The sequence below is a fragment of the Salipiger sp. PrR007 genome (assembly GCF_010499845.1).
Classification (GTDB): domain Bacteria; phylum Pseudomonadota; class Alphaproteobacteria; order Rhodobacterales; family Rhodobacteraceae; genus Salipiger; species Salipiger pacificus_A.
This window is the reverse complement of the sequence record NZ_JAAGOZ010000013.1, coordinates 58,987-80,666: the sequence shown is the minus strand read 5'-3', so window position 1 is coordinate 80,666 and position 21,680 is coordinate 58,987. Positions and strand designations below refer to the sequence as shown.

General features: G+C 65.7%; 18 protein-coding genes. 8 read left to right on the top strand and 10 right to left on the bottom strand.

Annotated features, from left to right (window positions below; translation table 11 throughout):
- Positions 1-28: 28 nt before the first annotated feature.
- From G0Q01_RS04955 to G0Q01_RS04925, 7 genes are all read right to left on the bottom strand, one after another.
- Entirely contained in the window at positions 29-1,444 is a 1,416-nt protein-coding gene (locus tag G0Q01_RS04955; RefSeq protein WP_164213050.1) for an FGGY-family carbohydrate kinase, read from the bottom strand.
- Between the two features lie 7 nt (positions 1,445-1,451).
- On the bottom strand, positions 1,452-1,766 hold the full coding sequence (gene rhaM, locus G0Q01_RS04950; RefSeq protein ID WP_164193781.1) for an L-rhamnose mutarotase: 315 nt from the start codon (positions 1,764-1,766) through the stop codon (positions 1,452-1,454).
- Entirely contained in the window at positions 1,766-2,767 is a 1,002-nt protein-coding gene (locus tag G0Q01_RS04945) for an ABC transporter permease (protein ID WP_164193778.1), read from the bottom strand. Before G0Q01_RS04945 ends, rhaM begins: the two co-directional genes overlap by 1 nt.
- Positions 2,764-3,744: an ABC transporter permease gene (locus G0Q01_RS04940; RefSeq protein WP_164193775.1), complete on the bottom strand. Its 981-nt coding sequence runs from the start codon at positions 3,742-3,744 to the stop codon at positions 2,764-2,766. The genes G0Q01_RS04945 and G0Q01_RS04940 overlap by 4 nt, the downstream gene beginning before the upstream one ends.
- Positions 3,745-3,859: 115 nt before the next feature.
- The gene (locus tag G0Q01_RS04935; RefSeq protein WP_164193913.1) at positions 3,860-5,404 is read right to left on the bottom strand and encodes a sugar ABC transporter ATP-binding protein; all 1,545 of its coding nucleotides are present in this window, start codon (positions 5,402-5,404) and stop codon (positions 3,860-3,862) included.
- Between the two features lie 72 nt (positions 5,405-5,476).
- Complete coding sequence (gene rhaS, locus G0Q01_RS04930; RefSeq protein WP_164193772.1) at positions 5,477-6,475, bottom strand: rhamnose ABC transporter substrate-binding protein; 999 nt, start codon at positions 6,473-6,475, stop codon at positions 5,477-5,479.
- A 46-nt stretch (positions 6,476-6,521) separates the two neighbouring features.
- Positions 6,522-7,322 (bottom strand): DeoR/GlpR family DNA-binding transcription regulator, encoded by an 801-nt coding sequence (locus tag G0Q01_RS04925; protein ID WP_108968214.1) that lies wholly within the window; start codon positions 7,320-7,322, stop codon positions 6,522-6,524.
- 186 nt (positions 7,323-7,508) lie between these two features.
- Between G0Q01_RS04925 and G0Q01_RS04920 the strand changes: the two genes are divergently transcribed.
- Together G0Q01_RS04920 and rhaI are read left to right on the top strand one after the other, a co-directional pair.
- The gene (locus tag G0Q01_RS04920; RefSeq protein ID WP_164193767.1) at positions 7,509-9,608 is read left to right on the top strand and encodes a bifunctional rhamnulose-1-phosphate aldolase/short-chain dehydrogenase; all 2,100 of its coding nucleotides are present in this window, start codon (positions 7,509-7,511) and stop codon (positions 9,606-9,608) included.
- A gap of 76 nt (positions 9,609-9,684) precedes the next feature.
- Positions 9,685-10,959, top strand: a complete 1,275-nt coding sequence (rhaI, locus tag G0Q01_RS04915; RefSeq protein ID WP_164193762.1) for an L-rhamnose catabolism isomerase — start codon at positions 9,685-9,687, stop codon at positions 10,957-10,959.
- A gap of 634 nt (positions 10,960-11,593) precedes the next feature.
- On the opposite strand, the gene G0Q01_RS04910 is transcribed toward rhaI, so the two are convergent.
- A complete protein-coding gene (locus G0Q01_RS04910; RefSeq protein ID WP_108968219.1) occupies positions 11,594-12,646 on the bottom strand; it encodes a ParB N-terminal domain-containing protein in 1,053 nt (350 codons plus the stop codon).
- A complete protein-coding gene (locus tag G0Q01_RS04905; protein ID WP_095883792.1) occupies positions 12,643-13,953 on the bottom strand; it encodes an AAA family ATPase in 1,311 nt (436 codons plus the stop codon). Before G0Q01_RS04905 ends, G0Q01_RS04910 begins: the two co-directional genes overlap by 4 nt.
- A 374-nt stretch (positions 13,954-14,327) precedes the next feature.
- Here G0Q01_RS04905 and G0Q01_RS04900 point away from each other — a divergent pair, with 374 nt between their 5' ends.
- The 6 genes from G0Q01_RS04900 (at position 14,328) to G0Q01_RS04875 (ending at position 20,588) form a co-directional block, all read left to right on the top strand.
- A complete protein-coding gene (locus G0Q01_RS04900) occupies positions 14,328-15,029 on the top strand; it encodes a hypothetical protein (protein WP_108968221.1) in 702 nt (233 codons plus the stop codon).
- A gap of 253 nt (positions 15,030-15,282) precedes the next feature.
- Positions 15,283-16,236 carry a galactofuranose ABC transporter, galactofuranose-binding protein YtfQ gene (gene ytfQ / locus G0Q01_RS04895; RefSeq protein ID WP_108968223.1) on the top strand — a complete coding sequence of 318 codons (954 nt, stop codon included), beginning with the start codon at positions 15,283-15,285 and terminating at the stop codon, positions 16,234-16,236.
- Between the two features lie 92 nt (positions 16,237-16,328).
- Positions 16,329-17,831 (top strand): sugar ABC transporter ATP-binding protein, encoded by a 1,503-nt coding sequence (locus G0Q01_RS04890; protein ID WP_235939638.1) that lies wholly within the window; start codon positions 16,329-16,331, stop codon positions 17,829-17,831.
- Entirely contained in the window at positions 17,828-18,874 is a 1,047-nt protein-coding gene (locus G0Q01_RS04885; RefSeq protein WP_108968224.1) for an ABC transporter permease, read from the top strand. The genes G0Q01_RS04890 and G0Q01_RS04885 overlap by 4 nt, the downstream gene beginning before the upstream one ends.
- Complete coding sequence (gene yjfF, locus G0Q01_RS04880) at positions 18,871-19,863, top strand: galactofuranose ABC transporter, permease protein YjfF (RefSeq protein WP_108968226.1); 993 nt, start codon at positions 18,871-18,873, stop codon at positions 19,861-19,863. The genes G0Q01_RS04885 and yjfF overlap by 4 nt, the downstream gene beginning before the upstream one ends.
- Entirely contained in the window at positions 19,860-20,588 is a 729-nt protein-coding gene (locus G0Q01_RS04875) for a FadR/GntR family transcriptional regulator (protein WP_164193759.1), read from the top strand. Before yjfF ends, G0Q01_RS04875 begins: the two co-directional genes overlap by 4 nt.
- A 38-nt stretch (positions 20,589-20,626) precedes the next feature.
- Here G0Q01_RS04875 and G0Q01_RS04870 read toward each other — a convergent pair whose 3' ends face one another.
- Positions 20,627-21,556: a LysR family transcriptional regulator gene (locus tag G0Q01_RS04870; protein ID WP_108968230.1), complete on the bottom strand. Its 930-nt coding sequence runs from the start codon at positions 21,554-21,556 to the stop codon at positions 20,627-20,629.
- Positions 21,557-21,680 lie beyond the last annotated feature (124 nt).

The following is a 21,680-nucleotide window of genomic DNA, read 5'->3' as shown; positions in this document are numbered from 1 at the left end:
GGCGGAAACCGCCTCGCTTGCGCGCACCCTAGCCGTTTGTGTGGCGGGGAAAAGACCCGTTGGTCGGTTCCGGCGCAAGCGCGGCGCGCCATGCCGCCGCGTAATCTGCAAGCGCGGCGGGGTCCGACGTCGGCTCATGTGCCCTCAGGGCACTCGGAGGGGTCTCCTTCACCGCCAGGAGCGCCGCGCCGATGCTGGTGCCGGTGGCCGAGTTGGAACAGAGCACCACGCGTCCCGTCGCCGCGGCCAGCATGTCGAGCAGCAACGCGTTGCGGGCAAAGGGCCCCTCGACAACCACCGGCCCCTCGGCCCCGGTCAGCGACAGACATTCGGCGGTCATCAGCCCGAGGTAGAAGGCCAGCGCCACCGATTTCTCTCCGGGTGACAGCGCCTCGGTCCAAGCGCCATGCGAGCCGGGGAACGGCCCCGAGGCGGTCTCGACCGAGGGCAGCAGCATCGCCTTGCGCGCGAGCACGGCGCGCAGGTCCCGTTCCGAATACGGGCCTGTCTCGGGCTTCAGCATCTCGTACTCGCGCCCTCCCATGAAGCGCGCCGAGGGCGTCGCCCCGCCCAAAGCGTTCACATTGATCAGCAGGTCGCGCGCCGGATCGAGCGGCACCTGCGCGCCGCCGACCGCCATGGAAATCACCCATGTGCCGGTCGAGACCACCGCGAAAGGCTGTGGCAGCGTCTTGAGATGCGGCAGCAGCGAGGCGTTGGAGTCGTGGATGCCGGAAAGAACCGGGGTTTCGGGTGCGATGCCGGTGCGGGCAGCGATCCGAGGCAGCAGCCTCCCGGCCACGTCACCCGCATGGGCGAGCGGTGCCATCTTCCCCTCGAGCCCGAGCGCCGCGGCCAGCGGAGAGAAGGTGCCCTCGCGCGGTTGCCAGAGGTCGGTGTGGCAGCCGAGCGACGTGTATTCGCAGCCAAAGGACCCGGTGAGCAGCCCCGACCAATACTGCGGATAGGTCACCACCCGCGCGAGCCGCGCGCGCAGGCCGGGCTGGGTTTCCAGCAGCCAATGCAGCTGCGCGCCCGCGTTCAGCCCCATGGGCAGCCGCGGCGATCCCGTCAGCGCGAAATCGGGGCGGATCGCGTCGTACGCCGCCGCCAGCGCATCCGGCCCATCGTGCTCGTAATCCAGCACCGGGCAGGCCAGCGCCCCTGCCCCGTCCAGCAGCACCAGCGAGGCCCCGTGGGTGGTGATGCTGATCGCGTCGATCCCGTGTTCGGCCTGAAGTTCGGTGAGCCCGTCCAGCAGGAAGGCCCAGAGCCCCGCGATGTCGTAATGCGGATAGGGCCCCTCACGAAGAACCCTGTTCGGAAGAGTTCGCACGCCGATCTCGGACATACGCGCCATGTCGACAACGGCAAGCTTGGCGTTGGTCTTGCCGATGTCCCAGACCGCAACATGACGGGGGCTCGGGGCGCGCGGCTTGGTCATCACGGCCTCATTTCATGTGAAACATCGGCACGAGCGGCACGGCGACCGGTTCATTATCCGGCTGGGTGCGCATGATGTCGGCCATATGCGCCCACCAGCGCTGCATCACCTCGGTCTGCGGCAGGGCGTCCATGCCGTGATCCTCGCGCCGCCAGAGCACGCCGAAAAGATGGTTCGTCTCGGGGTCGAGGTGGATCGAGTAATCCTCGACGCCGGCGTCTTTCAACAAGTCGACAAGCTCTGGCCAGATCGCATCGTGGCGGCGCTTGTACTCTTCGGCGCAGCCGGGGTTCAGCTCCATGCGGAAGGCGTATTTCTCCATCATCGCCTCCACATCGCCCAGAGCCGCGGCAGGGCGATCACCCCGATCAGCAGCAGGCCGATGAAGATCGACATGACGATGCCCGGCACATTGAGCAGACCCAATCCGAAGGTCACCAGCCCCATGACGAAGGCGGCGATCACCACGCCGGGGATGGAGCCCGACCCGCCGAGGATCGACACGCCGCCGAGCACGACCATGGTCACCACCTCGAGCTCCCAGCCGAAGGCGATGGACGGGCGCGTCGAGCCGAGCCGCGAGGTCAGACAGATCGCCGCGACGCCCGACATGAGCCCGGTGAGCAGGAAGAGGATGAACTTCACCCGCGCCACCCGGATCCCCGAGAAGGTCGCGGCGGTGGCATTGTTGCCGATGGCATAGACCATGCGGCCAAAGTTGGTCCGGTGCAGCAGGATGTAATAGAGGACCGCCAGCAGCGCGAAGAGTACAAACTCGAAGGAGATCACCCAGAAGACGTAGCCCTGCCCGAAAAAGGCGAACTCAGCCGGGTAGCCGCGGTAGGCGCCATCGCCGAGCACGATGTAGGAAATGCCGCGGAAGAGGCTCATCGTGCCGATGGTCACCACGATGGACGGCAGGCCCATGCGGGTCACCAGCACGGCGTTGAAGGCCCCGCAGGCAAGCCCCGTGGCAAGGCCGATTAGCACCAGCTCGGGCGTGCCCGCGCCGTATTGCACGGCGGCCCCCATGGCGGTGGAGCAGAGCGCGATGATCGAGGCGACCGAGAGGTCGATCTCGCCGCTGATGATCAGCAGCGCCATGGCGAAGGCGATCATCGCCTTTTCGGTGAAGTTGAAAGTCGCGTCGCTGAGGTTCCAGGCGTTAAGGAAATAGGGCGAGGCGAAGCTGTTGGCGATGAAGATCGCCACGGCGACGAGGAAGAGCAGCAGCTCCCAGCTCTTCAACAGTCGCGCGCCGGGGCTCTGCAGCCGGTCGGGGATGTGGCGGGGGGCCTGGTGGGGGGTGGCGGTGTCGGTCATGCGTGGCCCTCCGCGCGCTTGAGAATGATGCGGCCCTTGCTGCGGGCCGAGCGGCTGTTGAAGGCCACCGCGACGATGATCGCCGTGCCAGAGATGGCGAGCTGCCAGAACGGCGAGATGTCGACCACCGGCAGGGCGTTCTTGACGATGCCGAGGAAGAGCGCGCCCAAGAGCGTGCCGAGGATGGTCCCTGCCCCGCCGGCAATCGAGATGCCGCCGATGACGCAGGCGGCCACGACCTCAAGCTCGAAGCCGCCGGCGATGTCGACATAGGCCACCGAGTAGCGGGCGACCCAGAGATAGCCGGTGAGCCCGGCCAGCATGCCGGAGATCGTGAAGGCCATGAACTGCGTGCGGCCGACGTCGATGCCGGTGTAGACGGCCGCATGCGGGTTGCCGCCCACCGCGTAAAAGGCACGGCCAAGCGGCGTGCGGGCGATGCCGATGAAGAAGAGCCCGGTGACGAGGATGGCGATCCAGGCGAGCACCGGCAGGCCGAGGATATCGGCGCGCGGGAAGCCGGTGAAGGCGGCGCTCATCTCATGCGCATTGACCCAGGCGCCGCCGGACAGGACGAAGATGAGGCCCCGGTAGATGGTCATCGTGCCGAGCGTCACCACGATGGGCGGGATGCTCAGCTTCCAGACCATGATGCCGTTGATCATGCCCATCACTGCGCCCATGGCGAGCGCGAGGACCAGGATCACCGCCACCGGTACGCCCGGATAGGCGGCGTTGAGCATGGCGCAGACCATGCCGGTCAGCGCGAGGTTGGCGGCGACCGACAGGTCGATGCAGCGGGTGAGGATCACCACCGTCTGCCCCAGCGCCAGCAGGATCAGCGGCGAGGTGTCGGTGAACACCCGGGCAAGGTTTCCGGGCTCGACGAAGGCCGGGAACCGACTGGCGATCAGCGCCAGAAGCGCGAGGATCGCAGCCGACAGGATCGCCTCGCGCGATTTCAGGAAGGTTCTCATCGGGCAGCTCCCTGTGCCGGTGGGCGGCTGGGGGCGCTGCCCACTCTTGGCCTGACGGTCAATTCACCCCCGGGATATTTCTTTCCAGACGAAGGACAGGCGCCGGAGGCGCGGATCATGGCTGCGCCCCGATGCCGGCGGCGTGGCGGACGAGGTTTTCCGGTGTGAGCGCCGCACCCTCCAGCTCGGCGGCGATGAGCCCCTCGCGCATGACGATCACCCGGTCGGACATGCCCAGCACCTCGGGGATCTCGGAGCTGACCATGATCACCGACAGGCCCTGCGCCGCCAGCTCGGCCATGAAGCCATGGACGGCGGCCTTGGAGCCGATGTCGATGCCCTTGGTGGGCTCGTCGAGGATGATCACCTTGGGTTTCGTCGCCAGCCACTTGGCGATCACCACCTTCTGCTGGTTGCCGCCCGAGAGGGTGCCGACGTCCTGATCGAGCGCCGCGGCGCGCAGGTCGAGCCGTTCGGTATAGGTGCGCGCGAGGGCGAATTCCTCGCTGAGGCGCAGGAAGCCCCGGCGCGAGGTCTGCGCCAGCGAGGGCAGCGTGACGTTCTGGAAGATCGGCAGGCCGATCACCGCGCCCTGCCGGCCGCGGTCCTCGGGGACGTAGACGATGCCGTTTTCCACAGCCTCGGCGGGAGAGCGGATCACCCGCACCTGCCCGTCGATGCGCACCGCGCCCTTGCTGGGTTTCGTCACGCCGAAGAGCGCCTGCATGAGCTCGGAGCGCCCTGCCCCGACCAGCCCGTAGAACCCGAGGATCTCGCCGCGGCGCAGGGTGAAGTTGATCTCGTCGAACTCGGTGGGATGGGCGTAGCCGACCACCTTCAACACCTCATCCCCGACATTATGGGCACGCTGCGGGAAGATCTGGTCGACCGCGCGGCCGACCATCAGGCGCACCAGTTCGGCCTCGTCCACATCGGCGATCAGGCCCGAGCCGACGTGCTGGCCGTCGCGGAAGACGGTGTAGCGGTCGGCGATGCGGAAGATCTCGTCGAACTTGTGGGAGATGAAGAGGATGGCGCGGCCCTCGGCGCGCAGCCGCTCGACCAGCTCGTAAAGCTCCTCGATCTCCTTGTGCGACAGCGCGGCGGTGGGCTCGTCCATGATGACGACGCGGGCATCGACCGAAAGCGCGCGGGCGATGGCCACGAGGTGCTTCGAGGCGATGCCGAGCTCGCGCAGCGGCATGTCGGGATCGAGATCGGCATCGATGCGCGACAGGATAGCCTGCGCGTCCCTGCGCATCTTCGGCCAGTCGATCAGCCCGAAGCGCCTGCGTGGGGCATGGCCGATGAAGATGTTCTCGGCGACGGAAAGCTCGTCGAAGAGCACCGTCTCCTGGTGGATCGCGGTGATCCCCGCGGCGGTGGCGTCCTGCGCGGTGGCGAACTGCACCGGCTGCCCGGCAAGGCTGATCGTGCCGGCGTCGGGCTGGTAGATGCCGGTCAGCGTCTTCACAATGGTCGACTTGCCGGCGCCGTTCTCGCCCACCAGCGCGGTGACCTGGCCGGGGTAAAGCTCGAGCGTGACGCCGTCGAGGGCCTTCGCCCCCGGGAATGTCTTGGTGATCCCCTCGAGCCGCAGCACGGGCGCGGCATCCCCCGCCGCAGCGGCGACGGGTGGGGTGGTGAGGCTGACTTGCATCATGGCCCCCGGTGTCTGGGTTTGGGTGGGAGCCCGGCGCAGAGGCGCGCCGGGGCCGGGATCAGAGCAAGATCAGAAGATGCTCTTGAACTCGTCGATGTTGCTCTCATCGTAGACGAAGGGGTCGGCCATGGCGCCCTCGTTGTTGTCGTCGAGGGTCAGCGTGCCCATGCGGCCCATGGGGATCTCGGCGCCCGGGGCGGCCTCGGCATCGCCGGTGGCCAGCTCGTAGGCGAGATAGGTCGCCGAGTAGCCCAGATCGATCGGGTTCCAGATGGCGAAGCTCTTCGATGCGCCGCTCTCGATCGCGCCGGCCATCTCGGACGGCAGGCCGAGACCGGTGACGTTCACCTGCCCGACCTTGCCGGCGTCCTCGACGGCGCGGGCGGCGGCGACGATGCCCACCGAGGTCGGCGCGATGATCGCGTCGAGATCGGGGTAGGTCTGCATCAGGCCCTGCGCCTCGCGGTAGGATTTGTCCGCCAGATCGTCGCCGTAGACCGTGCCCACCACCTCGATGCCCGGGTAGTCGCCCATGACCTTGTTCATCTCCTCGATCCAGATGTTCTGGTTCGTCGAGGTGGTGGTGGCCGAAAGCACCGCGACCTCGCCACCCTCGGGCAGGTTGTCGGCGGCAAGCTTGATGATCATGTTGCCGATGAGCGGGTTCGACGAGGGGTTGAGGTGCATCTGACGGCCCTCGGGCGCGACGCCGCTGTCCCAGGAAATCACCGTGATGCCGCGCTGCATCGCCTTCTTCAGGGCGGGTACCAGCGCGTCGGTGTCATTGGCCGAGACGGCGATCGCATCGACGTTCTGCGCGATCAGCGCGTTGATCACTTCGATCTGGCCCTCGGCGGTGGTGTCGGTCGGGCCGGTGTAGATCACCTCGACATTGCCCAGCTCGGCGGCGGCTTCCTCGGCGCCCTTGGCGGCGGCTTCGAAAAAGCCAATGCCGAGCGCCTTCACCACCAGCGCGATGCGCACGTTGTCCTGTGCCTGCGCGGCGCCGCCGGCCAGCAGCATCGCGGCCAGCGCGGTTCCTCCGAAAAGTCGTCTCGTAATGCCCATGGTATCCTCCCTGAATTTATGAGCGTTCACGTGTCGCGCGGTGCGGTCACCCTGCCCCGGCGGTTTTCGCCCGTCCCGTCTGCGCCACGATCAGCCGGATCTCGGCTGCCTCCAGCATCGAGGCGGTGCGGTCGGAAATCCCTTCGTCGGTGATGACGATGTCGATGCGCTCGAGCGGGCAGAGCACCAGGCTCGAGCGGTTGTCGAACTTCGAGCTGTCCACGAGCACCACCAGCTCGTCGGCCTGATCGATCAGCTTTTCCTCGGCCTGAATGAGCAGCGGGTCGGCCTCCATCAGGCCGATCGGCCCCAGCGCATGGGCGCCCATGAACATGCGCTTGGCGTAATAGTGGCGCGTCATGTCGCTCGCGAAGGGCGACAGGATGATGTTCTGCTCGCGGTAGAGCGCGCCGCCGGGCAGCATCACCGTGTTCTTGGAGTTCTTCAGCAGGTGCTCGGCGATCGGAAAGCTGTTGGTCAGGACCTGCAGCCGGCGGTTGGCCAGCGGGTGCACCATCTGAAAGGTCGTGGTGCCGCCGTTGATGATGATCGCCTCGCCGTCGTCGCAGAGCGCGACGGCCTCGCGGGCGATGGCCTGCTTCTGGTCGATGTTGATCGACTGGTTGACCGCGAAGGGCCGCCCGGCCAGCCCCGGCAGCGGCGGCGGGGTCAGCGCCTCGGCGCCGCCGCGCACCCGGCGCAGGCGCTTGGCGGCGTGCAGCGTGGCGATGTCGCGGCGGATCGTCGCCTCGGAGGTGCCGGTCAGCGACACAAGTTCCGACACCGTCACGATCGGCCGCTCCTGGACGGCGGAAAGTATGATCCTGTGGCGTTCCGTTTCGTGCATCTGGTCCTCCCGTTCGGTTCAGATTGGACGAATCCCCTCTCAAGTCAATCATCATTTTTCATCTTCAATCATGCTGCGTCGCCGCATGATTGTTTTTGATCGTTTCTGGTTGACAGATCGCAGGCCGAGCCGCAGCTTTCTGGGCGAGGAGGCGGCCATATCGGACCGCGACAACGGAGGATCACCATGCTGGCAAAGCCCAAGGACCGCCTGCAAAATCTGTGGGATAGCGGCAAGGCTGCGGGGATGAGCGAGCCCGAGAAGCTGCTCTACCGGTCCAACCTTCTGGGGTCGGACAAGCGAATCACCAACTACGGCGGCGGCAACACCTCGGCCAAGGTCATGGAGCACGACCCGCTCACCGGCGAGCAGGTCGAGGTGCTCTGGGTGAAGGGCTCGGGCGGCGACGTCGGCTCGATGAAGCTCGATGGGTTTTCGACCCTCTACATGGACAAGCTGCGGGCTTTGAAAGGGGTCTACCGCGGGGTCAAGTTCGAGGACGAGATGGTCGGCTACCTGCCGCATTGTACCTTCAACCTGAACCCGCGCGCCGCCTCGATCGACACGCCCCTGCACGCCTACGTGCCCCGCGCCCATGTGGACCACATGCACGCCGACGCGATCATCGCCATCGCCGCCTCGAAGGACTCAAAGGCTCTGACCCGGGAGATTTTCGGGGACCGCATCGGGTGGCTGCCCTGGAAGCGCCCCGGCTATGAGCTGGGTCTCTGGCTCGAGCAATTCTGCCTCGAGAACCCCGAGGCGGACGGCGTCGTGCTGGAAAGCCACGGGCTCTTTACCTGGGGCGACACCGCCGAGAGCTGCTACGCCACCACCATAGACATCATCAACGAGGCCATCGCCTGGCTTGACGCGAAGACCGAGGGCGTGCCCGCCTTCGGCGGCGCCAAGCTGCAGAGCCTTGCCCCCGAGGCGCGGCGCGAGGTGGCGGCGGCGCTGATGCCGGCGATCCGCGGCTTGGTGTCGGGCAACCAGCACATGGTCGGCCATTTCGACGACCAGGAGGCGGTGCTGGACTTCGTCAACTCGAACGCGCTCGAGACGCTGGCCCCGATGGGCACCTCCTGCCCGGATCACTTCCTGCGCACCAAGATCGCGCCGCTGGTGGTGGATTTCGACCCTGACAAAGCGGATCTGGACTCCGTACTGGCCGGCCTCCCCGCCCAGGTCGAAGCCTACCGCGACAGCTACGCCGCCTATTACGCCCGCTGCAAGCGACCTGGCTCCCCTGCCCTGCGCGACCCTAACGCGGTGGTTTATCTCGTTCCCGGCGTCGGCATGATCACTTTTGCCAAGGACAAGGCGACGGCCCGCATCTCGGGCGAGTTCTACGTGAACGCCATCAACGTGATGCGCGGCGCCTCGGCGGTCAGTGCCTATCAGGGCCTGCCCGAGCAGGAAGCCTTCGACATCGAGTACTGGCTGCTGGAAGAAGCGAAGCTGCAGCGCATGCCGAAACCGAAGTCGCTGGCCGGTCGCGTGGCGCTGGTTACGGGCGGCGGCGGTGGCATCGGCGCCGCCACCGCAGAGCGACTGCTGCGCGAGGGCGCCTGCGTGGTGCTGGCCGATATCGACCTTGCGGCAGCGGAAAATGTGCAGAAGCGACTTTCCAGTGTCTATTCCAGCGATGTCGTGCGCGCGGTGGCGGTCGACGTGACGCAAGAGGACGCGGTTGCCAGAGCCTATTCAGAGACTGCCGTAGAGTTCGGCGGAGTCGATGTTCTTGTCTCGAACGCGGGGATCGCCTCCTCAGCGCCCGTCGAAGAGACCACTCTGGCGCTCTGGAGCCGCAACATGGACATCCTCTCAACCGGCTACTTCCTTGTCTCGCGCGAGGCATTCGGGCTGCTGCGCAAGCAGGGTCTGGGTGGCTCCATCGTCTTTATAGGGTCGAAGAACGGCCTCGCGGCCTCGCCCAATGCCTCGGCCTATTGCACCGCCAAGGCGTCGGAGCTGCACCTGGCGCGCTGCCTTGCGCTGGAAGGCGCCGAGCTCGGCATCCGGGTGAACGTGGTGAACCCCGACGCGGTGCTGCGCGGCTCGCGCATCTGGGAGGGAGAATGGCTCGACCAGCGCGCCTCGACCTACGACACCGACAAGGCGGGCCTCGAGGAAATGTACCGCAACCGCTCGATGCTGAAGCGGTCTGTGCTGCCCGAGGACATTGCCGAAGCCGCTTATTTCCTGGCCTCGGACCTTTCGGCCAAGTCGACAGGCAATATCCTCAACGTCGATGCGGGCAACAAGGAAGCCTTCACGCGATAAGTCTCTAATTCGGCGGCACGGGGATCCCGCGCCGCCTTTTTCACGCCGCCCGGGAGAGGCGGCACGGGAGGATTTCATGATCGACAACGATCTCATCGCCGCGCAGAACGCGGAGCGCGCCGAGGCGCTCACCTACGACTATGAGGCCCTGGGCGCGCAGCTCGCCCGCCGCGGCGTCGATATCGACACTATCACGCGCAAAGTCGCCGCCTATGGCGTGGCCGTGCCGAGTTGGGGCGTGGGCACCGGAGGGACGCGCTTTGCCCGGTTCCCCGGTGGCGGCGAGCCGCGCGACATCTTCGACAAGCTCGACGACTGCGGCGTGATCCACCAGCTGACCGCGGCCACGCCCACCGTCTCGTTGCACATCCCCTGGGACAAGCAGGACCCTGATGCGCTGCTTGAAAAGGCCGCCTCGCTGGGCTTGGGGTTCGATGCCATGAACTCCAACACCTTCCAGGACCAGCCTGGCCAAAACCTCAGCTATAAGTTCGGCTCTTTGTCGCACACCGACGCCGCGGTGCGGGCACAGGCCATCGAACACAATCTCGAATGCATCGAAATCGGCTCGAAACTGGGGTCAAAGGCTCTGACGGTCTGGATCGGTGATGGGTCGAACTTCCCTGGTCAGACCGATCTGACGGCCCAGTTCGAGCGCTATCTCTCGGCGATGCAGGAGATCTACAAGGGTCTGCCCGAGGACTGGCGGCTGTTTTCCGAGCACAAGATGTTCGAACCCGCCTTCTATTCCACCGTCGTGCAGGACTGGGGCACGAACTATCTCATCGCCAGGGAACTCGGTGAGCGCGCCTTCTGCCTTGTCGATCTTGGCCACCATGCGCCGAACACCAATATCGAGATGATCGTCGCCCGGCTGATCCAGTTCGGCAAACTTGGCGGCTTCCACTTCAATGACAGCAAGTATGGCGACGACGATCTCGACACCGGGAGCATCGACCCGTTCCGGCTGTTCCTCGTGTTCAACGAGTTGGTCGCGGCCGAGGGCAAGGAGGGCTTTGCGCCCGCCCATATGCTCGACCAGTCGCACAACGTCACCGACCCGATAGAGAGCCTTGTCTCCTCGGCCAACGAGGTCCGCCGCGCCTATGCGCAGGCGTTGCTGGTGGACCGCGCCGCTCTGAAAGGCTTCCAGGAAGAGAATGACGCGCTGATGGCCGCCGCGACGCTGAAGGCCGCCTACCGGGTCGACGTGGAGCCGATCCTCGGCATGGCCCGCCTCGAGGCCGGCGGGGCAATCGATCCCGTTGCGACCTACCGGGCGTCGAACTACCGCGCGAGGGTCTCCGCGGAGCGGCCCGAAGTCTGTGGTGCGGGGGGCGGGATCGTCTGATCCGGAAAAACCCCGCTTCTGAAGCAAATTTCCCGTCCCGGCAGCGAAATCTGTCGGGATTTTTCGTTCTGAGTCATGCAGTTAGAGCAGAGTCGCGCCAGATTTTCGCGCCTAAACCCCTGATTCGGAGGCAAATCCGGCCGAATCACCCTCAAAAATCCGGATTTTGGCACGCACCCGATCATCAGCTTTCTGAATCCGCGTCGCGTGGCTCTGGCATGGACACCGCAACGCGTTCAGCTTGGTGAAACCCGCTGGTCCCCTGCCCCGGCGTCTGCGCTGATTCCCACCAAGTCACGCTGAAATTGCGCATCCTGCGACGAAGGCCCGGCCGATGCTGCGGCACTTGCGCGGTCTTGGCAGAACGACTCTGGGTAACCCATGGGTTACCCAGAGTCGCTCTGCACTCGTCCGGGGAGCGCCTCCCGGTGGATCGTGCCGAACATACCTTTGATTTGGGCAGTGGCATCTCACGCCACACGGGAGCACCAGAAGCGCGCGTCATCGCCCCGAGATGGCCGCCAATGCTGACGTGGACCCTCCCAAGCAAAAGGCCGGTAACCCATGGGTTACCGGCCTCTCATCCCCTTTGTTTTCGGGTCGGGTTACCACTCCCAACCCCGTAACCCATGGGTTACCCGTCGCGCAGTGCCGCCTCGAATGCCTCGACTGCGCGCTGCAACCGCTTGCGGTCCACGGAGGAGAAATCGATCTCCGACAGGATGCGGCACTCGCCCTTTCGCGCGGTGACTTTCGACAGCCCGACATGGAATTCGTACTTCACGCTGCGCTGCCGCGGCGTGTCCTGGGACTTCGCCTCGGCCCGCTCGGCGCTTTGCACGAACTTCTTCAGGATCTCTGCCTGTTCTTCGGCCGAACTCACGGTGGACAAAACGCTGCGCAGCGCCCCTACCCGCTCCGGCGCCGCCTGCAATTTGCGCGCCACGTCGACGCCGAGGTTCCGCGAGACCGACTTGGGATACGGCAGTGCCTCGTCGAGCTGCTCGAGCAGATAGACAAAGCTTCGGATATAGGAGCGCTTCATCTTGTGCAGCGAAGCGTAGATGCGCCCGACGAGTTCCTCGGCGCCCATGCCGTCGAGGCCGGAATCCTGCGCTGCGGTGATCGCGACCTGCGCCATCTCGGCAAAGCTCAGGTCCTCGCGGATCACGTTCTCCTCGACCATGTCGATGTAGAGATCGATCCGCGTGCCCGCCTCTTCCGCCACGCGCGCGACCGCCTTGGCGAAACGGGCGTCGCCGGTCTCTGTGAGAAGCTGTTCCAGAGCGGTGATCCGGCGCCACCCCTTTTTCAGCTGGTAGCCGTTCTCGGTGCGGTAGACCTCAATCGGCTCCTTCTGGCCGCGCTCGCGGATCGAGGCCTTGAGTTCCTCCATCTCGTCCGAGGTCGCCACGCCGGTGAGGTCGAGGCGGTCGCGCGGAAGATCGTCGGTGCGGATGTCTTCGAGCGGGATCGCGACCAGCACGCGGCCTTCTTCCTGCGCAAGGCGGAAAGCCTTGGCATCGGTCGCGTTCTGGCGCCGCTGCTCCACGAGGTTCTCGGTGCTCTCGGTCATGCTGCTGGCCGCCTCACGCACCGCGGCCCCCATCGGGCCCACGTCGCGGCGGCGCGGCTTGACCTCTGCGGTCTCGATCGGGCCGAAGCCGAACTTGTTCTTGCTGCTCATGCTTCAACCTCTTCCTTGGCGTTCTTCGCTTCCCAGGCGCGCAGCACCACTTCCTTGAATTCGTCGTAGGCCGAGTCGAAGCTCTGGCGCGCCCGCTTCCAGGTCTCGCGGGTCATTTGCCGATAGTCCTGCTCGTAGACCGACTGCTGGAAGCGGCCGGACTGTTCGACCGCGCGGGTCATCTCGATGGCGTGCTTGCAGACGTCGGCGCCGAACACGTTGCGGAAGGCATCCATCATCGCGACGTGAAGCGGGTTGGACTGCTCGAAGCGGGTCATCAGGAGGCGCACGTCGTCGAAGCGCTTGGGCAGACGGATGCCGGCATCCTCGGCGACCTTGGCGAAGCCGTCCGAAATATCCTCGAGCGCGTCGCCGAGCTGGCCGAGGAAGCTGGTGGTCGAGTCATATTCCCAGTAGCCGGGGCCCGACGGGATATAGAGGATGTCGGCGGCGAAGGCTGCGTTCAGCGACTGGTAGCCGATGGCCGGCGGGCAGTCGAAGATGATGAGGTCGTATTGATCCTCGGGCAGCTCGTCGAGGTAGCGCGACACGCAGCCGAAGAAGCTCCAGGCCTTGTGCATGGCGCGGTACTGCGCCGATGCGAACTCGACGAAGGCGGCGTTGGCACAGGAAGGGATGATGTCGATGGTCGGCCAGGCGGTCTTCTGGATGAAGTCCTGGATGCGCTGCGCGCCGATCGACTGCACGTCCTCGGGCAGCTCGTCGGCGGTGGGGTAGGGGCAGTCGGCCGGATCGTCATAGGCCGCGGCGATACGGTCTGCCTCGCGGCAGAGGTCGCGGCACATGATGCCCCAGACCGTGTTCCATTCCTTGACCTCGGTGAGCCCCATGGAGTGGGTCATCGTGGCCTGCGGGTCGAAGTCGATCACCAGCACGCGGTAGCCGTCGAGCGCCGCTGCGTTGGCCAGGTGCTGGGCCACAACGGTCTTGCCGACGCCGCCCTTGAAGTTGGAGACCGCAACGCGCATCGCCCGGCCGCCGGGGCGGTGGGGCAGGAGCGGCTTGCCCCGGAAGCGCAGGCGCCGGCGCAGCTCGTTGATCTCCTGCAGCGAGAACCAGCGCTGGCGCCCGTCCTCTTCTACGGTGCCCTGCGGCAACGAGGGGTCGTCGGCCAGCTTCTTGCGCAGCGTGTCCGCGGGCACATCGAACATGAAGTGGCTGATCTCCCAGATGGAGAAGGGGCGCAGGATCTTCTCCTCGGCCGGGGAGAAGGTCGCGCGGCGCACCGCAGCCTGCTGCGCAAGGCTGCGTTCGTTCATGGATTGAAGGTCGGAATGATCTCTCATGAGCCTGCTCGTGTTTTCTGATACTGTCCCTTCAATAACGCGAATTGCGGAAAGGGCAAAACCCAGAGTTCGCATTTCTCGTATTTTGGCGAAGATTTTCAGGATTACGGGATTTCTGCACCGTCCAAGGCGTGGACTCGGTGACAGCTCTGGGGCCAAAATGGTGGATAAGGTGACAATCCCCCCCCATAATGGTGTCACCATGCCTGTCACCCATTACCAATAAACCGATTTTTTCCAAATAAATTTGGATAAGGGTTCCGGTCCCGCTTTTTTGTCCACATTGACAAACGACGGGAAAATCGAGCAGTCTCGAAGCCAATGGGGAATCGGCCAATGAAGCCGGACCCGAAGCGGCGGCAGAGCAGACGAACATGGACTTCAAACGATTTACGGGACCTCAGGCAGGATCCCAGAAATATGACCTGTTGACGGCCTTGGCCCTTGCCGGGCTGAACGGATCACCGGGATTCCAGACCTCGATGCTGCGCCTCGTGGCGCTTGTCACGGCGCGCTACAACTGGCGAAACGACGAGCTGACAGTCGGCCAGCGCGAGATGGCGCGGCTCTGGTCGGTCGATGAGCGGACGGTGAAACGTGAGATCAAACGCCTGACAAAAACCGAAATCCTGCTCCAGCTCAGGCCCGGCGTGCGGGGCAGGGTGGCGGCCTACCGGCTCAATTATTCCGAGGTCTACCGGCTTTCGGCGCCGCATTGGGAGAACGTCGGCCCCGATTTCTCTGCCCGCATGGAGGTCCAGCACCCCGAGCCTGCCGCCACTGGGGAAAAGGTTGTCCGCGTCGATTTCGGTGCCCGTGCGGCGGAAACCCCTGCGCCGAGCGCCGACAGCGGCCCCTGGTCGCGCACGCTGGCACGGCTGGCGCAGAGCGATCCCGGGTTGCACCGCAGCTGGTTCTCGGGGCTCGTCTTCGACGAGTTCGAGCAGGGGCTGCTGATGCTCAAGGCGCCCTCGGCCTTTGCGGCGCAATACGTGCTCACCCACCACCTGCGCCCGCTGCAGGGCATGGCCGCGCAGGAGTTTCACGGCCTGCGCCGCATCGAGATCACCGGCTGACCTCAAGGCGTGTCGAGGCGCTGTCTTCCAGGGCCAGGTGTCTCGGGGGTGGGGCCTCGCTTCTCTCGGCGCCCGTCGCGCGCGTCCGGTCTTCCCCGAGTCGCGCCCCCGCATCCAAGATGCCCCTGCGGCATCTTCTCAACCCACTGATAAATAAAGCTCCTTTCGGTCACCCACACAGGGCGCTTTACAATAGTAATAAAGTAATACTTAATATTCCAAGGACCTGAGGAGAGGTCCATGGGAGGACATCATGAACATTCTTAAGAGCTTGCTCGCAAGCGCCGCTATCCTTGTGCCCGCCGCCGCCATGGCCGAGGGCGAAACCATCGGCTTTTCGCAGATCGGATCCGAATCCGGCTGGCGCGCCGCCGAGACCACGGTCACCAAGCAACAGGCCGAGGAGCGTGGGTACGACCTGAAATTCGCCGACGCGCAGCAGAAGCAGGAGAACCAGATCAAGGCGATCCGCGGCTTCGTCGCGCAGGGGGTCGACGCGATCCTGCTCGCGCCCGTGGTCGCCACCGGCTGGGAGGACGTGCTCGAAGAGGCCAAGGACGCCGATATCCCGGTGATCCTTCTCGACCGCAACATCGATGCGCCGGAAGATCTCTACATGACCGCTGTGACCTCGGACCAGGTGCACGAGGGCATGGTGGCCGGCAATTGGCTCAAGGACGCCGTCGCCGGTGAGGAATGCCCGATCGTGGAGCTTCAGGGCACCACAGGCTCGTCGCCCGCGATCTCGCGCAAGAAGGGCTTCGAAGAGGCCATCGCCGATGCGCCCAATCTCAAGATCACCCGCAGCCAGACCGGCGATTTCACCCGCGCGCAGGGCAAGGTGGTCATGGAGAGCTTCCTCAAGTCCGAGGGCGGCGAGAACATCTGCGCGCTCTATGCGCATAACGACGACATGGCGGTGGGCGCCATCCAGGCGATCAAGGAAGCCGGGCTGAAGCCGGGCGAGGACATCAAGATCGTGTCGATCGACTCGGTGCCGGACATCCACCTTGCCATGCAGGCCGGCGAGGCCAATGCGACGGTCGAGCTGACGCCGAACATGGCAGGCCCGGCCTTCGACGTGTTGGAAGCCTACTGGAAGGACGGCACCATGCCGCCGAAGTGGATCCAGACCGAGTCCAAGCTCTACACGAGCGACGACGACAATGCGGCCATTTACGAGAGCAAGAAGAATCTCGGATACTGACGCTGCGCGGCGGGGGCAGGACCCCTGCCGAACGCGCCTTCCGGAGGGGGTCCGGGAGGCGCACAACCCTGTCTAGGGGAGGGGACTTCGGGATGGCCATGCCAGAACCGGTGCTGCATGCGCGCGGCATCAGCAAATTCTTTCCGGGCGCCATCGCGCTCGATGACGTCGAGCTGGCGCTCTATCCCGGCGAGGTGCACGCGCTTCTGGGCGAGAACGGCGCGGGGAAATCGACGCTGATCAAGTGCCTCACCGGTGCCTACACCCGTGACGGCGGCACCATCGAGCTTTCCGGGGCCGAGATCGATCCGCGCGATCCTCTGGACAGCCAGGCGCTCGGCATCGGAACAGTGTATCAGGAGGTGAACCTGCTGCCCAACCTGACGGTCGCCGAGAACCTCTTTCTTGGCCGGCAGCCGATGCGCTGGGGCATGGTCGATCACCGCAGGATGCGGGACGAGTCACGCGAGATCCTGCGCGACTACGGGCTCGACATCGACCCAAGCCGACTGCTCGACAGCTATTCCATCGCCATCCAGCAGATCGTCGCCATCGCCCGGGCCGTCGAGCTTTCCGGCAAGGTGCTGATCCTCGACGAGCCGACGGCCAGCCTCGACCACGACGAGGTGCAGTTGCTCTTCTCCGTGATCGAGAGGCTGAAGGGCAGGGGGCTCGCCATTGTCTTCATCACCCATTTTCTTGACCAGGTTTTCGCCATCTCGGACCGCGCCACGATCTTGCGCAACGGCCGTGTCGTGGGCACGCGGCGGCTCGCCGAGGTGAGCCAGACCGAGATCGTCACCCTGATGCTCGGCCGCCAGCTCGAGGCGGCGACCCATCATCGCGCCCATTCCGAGCCGGGCGACGTGCTGCTCTCGCTCAAGGGATACGGCAAGCGCGGCAGCATCGAGCCGTTCGACATGGAGATCCGCGAGGGCGAGGTTGTCGGCCTTGCCGGGTTGCTCGGTTCGGGCCGGAGCGAGACCGCAAACGTGGTCTTCGGAGTGGTCGCGGCGGATCAGGGCAAGGCCGAGCTGCGCGGCCAGCCGCTGCGCATCACCAACCCGCGCGAGGCGATCCGTCACCGCTTCGCGCTCTGCCCCGAGGACCGCAAGACCGACGGCATCGTCGGCGATCTGTCGGTGCGCGAGAACATCATCCTGTCGTTGCAGGCCCGGCAGGGTTGGCACCGTCCCATTCCCCGCGCCAAGGCCGAGGAGATCGCCCAGCACTACGTGAAGGCGCTGGATATCCGCCTTGCCTCGCTCGACATGCCGATCCGGCTGCTGTCGGGCGGCAACCAGCAAAAGGCGCTTCTTGCGCGCTGGCTGGCGACCGAGCCCGAGCTACTGATCCTCGACGAGCCCACACGCGGCATCGATGTCGGTGCGCACGCCGAGATCATCGCCCTCATCGAGGACCTGCGCGAGAAGGGCATGGCGCTGATCGTCGCCTCGTCGGAAATGGAGGAGTTGGTGGCTTATTCTTCGCGCATCGTCGTGCTGCGCGACCGGCGGCAGGTGGGGGAACTCACGGGCCAGGAGATCTCGACCAAATCCATCGTCGAGGCCATCGCGGCGGAGGACGCGGCATGATCAAATCCACGCTGAAACGGGTCATGCCGCAGATCATCATCCTCGCTCTGGTGCTGGCGGCCAACTTCCTGGTCTTCCCGGGGTTCTTCAACATCGAGTTCCAGCACGGGCGGCTCTTCGGCAACCTTATCGACGTTCTCAACCGCGGCGCGCCGACGGCGCTGCTGGCAACCGGCATGACGCTGGTCATCGCCACGCGCGGGATCGATCTGTCGGTCGGGGCCGTGATGGCCATCGCCGGGGCTGTCGCAGCCTCCGCCGTGGTGGGCGGCGCGCATTGGACGCTGGCGGTGCTGCTGGCGCTGACGGCGGGCGCGGCCTGCGGGCTCTGGAACGGACTTCTGGTGGCGATCTTCCGCATTCAGCCCATCGTTGCCACGCTGGTGCTGATGGTCGCCGGGCGCGGCATCGCGCAACTTCTGACCGAGGGCGCGATCCTCACCTTCAACGACCCCGGGCTGATCCGGCTCGGCGCGGGCACCATCGCCGCCGTGCCGACACCGATCTGGCTGTGGATCGCCGTGGCCTGCGCGGTCGGTCTGGTGATCCGCCGCACCGCGCTCGGCCTGCTGATCGAGGCGGTGGGGATCAACGAGACCTCCTCGCGCCTCGCCGGGATCAACGCCCGGGTGCTGCTGATCGCGGTTTACCTTGTCTCCGGCCTTTGCGCCGCCCTCGCCGGTGTCATCGTCGCCGCAGACATCAAGGGCGCGGATGCCAACAACGCCGGGCTCTGGATGGAGCTTGACGCGATCCTCGCCGTGGTGATCGGGGGGAACTCGCTGCTCGGCGGGCGCTTCTCGATCACCGCATCATTGCTCGGTGCGCTGATCATCCAAGGGGTGAACTCGCTGATCCTGCTCTCGGGCATGCCGGTCGAATTCAACCTCGTCATCAAGGCGCTGATCATCATCGCCATCCTCGTCATCCAGAGCCCGCGGGTCCGCCACAGCCTCTATCTGCTGCGCGCTTCGACCGGGCCGGTGCTGCGGGAGCGGCCCAAGCCCGCGCCCCGGACCCCCCAGGAGGAGGGCCAGTCATGAGCCAGTCCACCAAGCTTCCGCTCTACATCACGCTCGCGACCTTCGTGCTGGCCTTCGTGCTCTGCGCCGCGCAGTACCCGGCGATGGCCTCGACGCGGGTGGTCGCCAACCTGCTGACCGACAACGCCTTCCTCGGCATCACCGCGGTCGGCATGACCTTTGTGATCCTCTCGGGCGGGATCGACCTCTCGGTCGGCTCGGTGATTGCCTTCACCGGAGTCTTCCTTGCGGTGATCCTGCGCGACACCTCGATCCACCCGCTGGTCGCCTTCGCGCTGGTGCTGCTGATCACCACCGGCTTCGGCGCGGCCATGGGCGGGATCATCCATTATCTCGAGATGCCGCCCTTCATCGTCACGCTGGCGGGCATGTTCCTGATGCGCGGGCTGGCCTACGTGCTGTCGACCGAGTCGGTGCCGATCACCCACGAGTTTTACGACTGGCTGCAGTCGCTCTACTGGAAGGCAGCGGGCGGCGGCCGCTTCCGGCTGACCGGCGGGCTCATGCTGCTGACCTATCTGGCGGCGATGATCGTGCTGCACCGGACAAGGTTTGGCCAGAACGTCTATGCCATCGGCGGCTCGGCGCAGACGGCGCAGCTCATGGGCGTGCCCCGCGCGCGGACCACCATCGGCATCTACGCCGTCTCGGGCGGTCTGGCCGGGCTCGCGGGGATCGTCTACACGCTCTACACCTCTGCAGGCTATTCGCTGGCGACCGTCGGCGTCGAGCTCGACGCCATCGCCGCGGTGGTCATCGGGGGCACGCTGCTGAGCGGTGGCAGCGGATTTGTCGCGGGCACTTTCTTTGGCATTCTGATCATGGGGCTGATACAGACGTACATCGTCTTTGACGGCACGCTTTCGAGCTGGTGGACGAAGATCGTGATCGGGGGCCTGCTCTTCGCCTTCATCATGCTGCAAAAGGGTTTGGGTTGGGCAACGACGGCGCGCATAAGGCATCTGACCGCATCAGACGCGCGATCATGACATTGACGGCGGGCGGCGGGTTCTCGGACCGCGCCCAGAGCCATACCACCCACGTGGTGGACCAGCTGGGGCTGGCCATCGTCGCGGGGGAATACCCCGAGCGGGCGATGATCCCGCTCGACCCGGATCTCGAAGAGATGTTCGGCGTCTCGCGCACGGTCATCCGCGAGGCCAAGAAGACGCTGATCGCGAAGGGCATGCTGGCCTCGAAGGCGAAAGTCGGCACGCGGGTGCAGCCCTCGTCCGAATGGAACATGTTCGATCCGGACGTGCTGCGCTGGCATTCCGAGCAGAAGACGCCGGGGCGCTTCGTGGCCGACCTCAACGAGATCCGGCTGATCATCGAGCCCTCGGCGGCGGCGCTTGTGGCCGAGCGGGCGGGACCGGCAGAACATGCGCGTCTCGAGGCGAGCTGCGAGGCGCTGGCACAGGCCCCGAGCCGCACCGCCTTTGCCATGGCCGACCTCGAATTCCACAAGCTCATCCTGCATCTCTCCGACAACCGCTTCCTGCAATCGCTGGGGGATCTGGTACAGGCGGCGCTTTACTCGCAGCTCATCGCCGAGGCCGAGGAAGCGCGCGATCCCTGCGACCTTGCGCGCAGCGTCGACAAGCACCGCGCCATCGTCGATGCGATCCGCGCCGGGGCGCCCGACCGGGCGCGCGCCTGCATGGAGAAGGTGGTGATGGACGCGCCCTCCGGCGACGTGCGCCGGGCAAGCTGAAACATGCCCGGGAAATTTTCCCGGAACCGGGACCAGCCTCAGAAACTCCGAATGCTCTCCTGCACCATGCCGAGCAACCGCTCCGCGGCCTTCGAGATGTGCCGTCCGCGCGCCTGGATGATCAGGTAGGGTTCCACCGTCACCAGCCGGTTCAGCTGCAGTCGCCGCAGTTCGGCCGAGACCGGCGGCTCCAGCATCAGGTCGATCACCTCCTGCGACATCGGGGCGACGGCATCGGAGTCCTTGAGCAGCGCGATGATCGCCAGCAGCGAAGAGGTGGTGATCACGTCCGGCGGGGCGGTCATTCCCTCGTCGTGAAAGGCGGTCTCGATCGCCGCGCGGATCGGCGCGCCGCGCTGCTGCAGGATCCAGCGGGTGCCGTGCAGGTCGGCGATGGCCACTGGGCTGCGCCCGAGCATCGGGTGTCCCTCGCGTACCAAGAGTTGCACGATCTCGTCCCGAGCCGGTTCAAGGATGAACTCTCGCTCGTTGACCTGTGGTGGCAGGCGAGCGAGGGCGAAATCGAGCTCGCCGCGCTCAAGCGCCTGCACCAGCGCCACCGAGGGGGCGACCTCGATAGAGACATCCACCGAGCTCGACAGGGCCTTGAGGCGCTGCACCTGCGGCACCAGCTGACCGAGCGCCGGGCCTGTCACCGCGCCAACCCGCACCGCGCCGCCGAGGCCGGAATGCAGATCGTCGAAATCCTCGGCCATGCGGCGCAGGTCATGCTCGATGCGCCGCGCATGCTGGGCGAGGAGCGCGCCGGTGGGTGTGGGCTCCATTCCCTTGGGGGTGCGCTGGAACAGCCGGGCACCGATGGCACGCTCCAGTTCCGCCAGCATCCGCGAGGCGCCGGGCTGGGTCATCCGGCAGGCGGTGGCGGCAACCTGCAGCTGCCCGTGTTCGGCAATCGCGGCGATCAGGCGGATTTGCGCGGGGCGCAGGTTTCTCAGCAGCTCGGACATAACACATACCGATCCAGTTATGCAGATGACGGATAATGGTATTTGTTCGGTATGTCACCATTAAGTAGGACTTTTGGCGTCCCCACAGGGGAACAGCGGGGTGCGGGAGACGCCCCCTCAACGG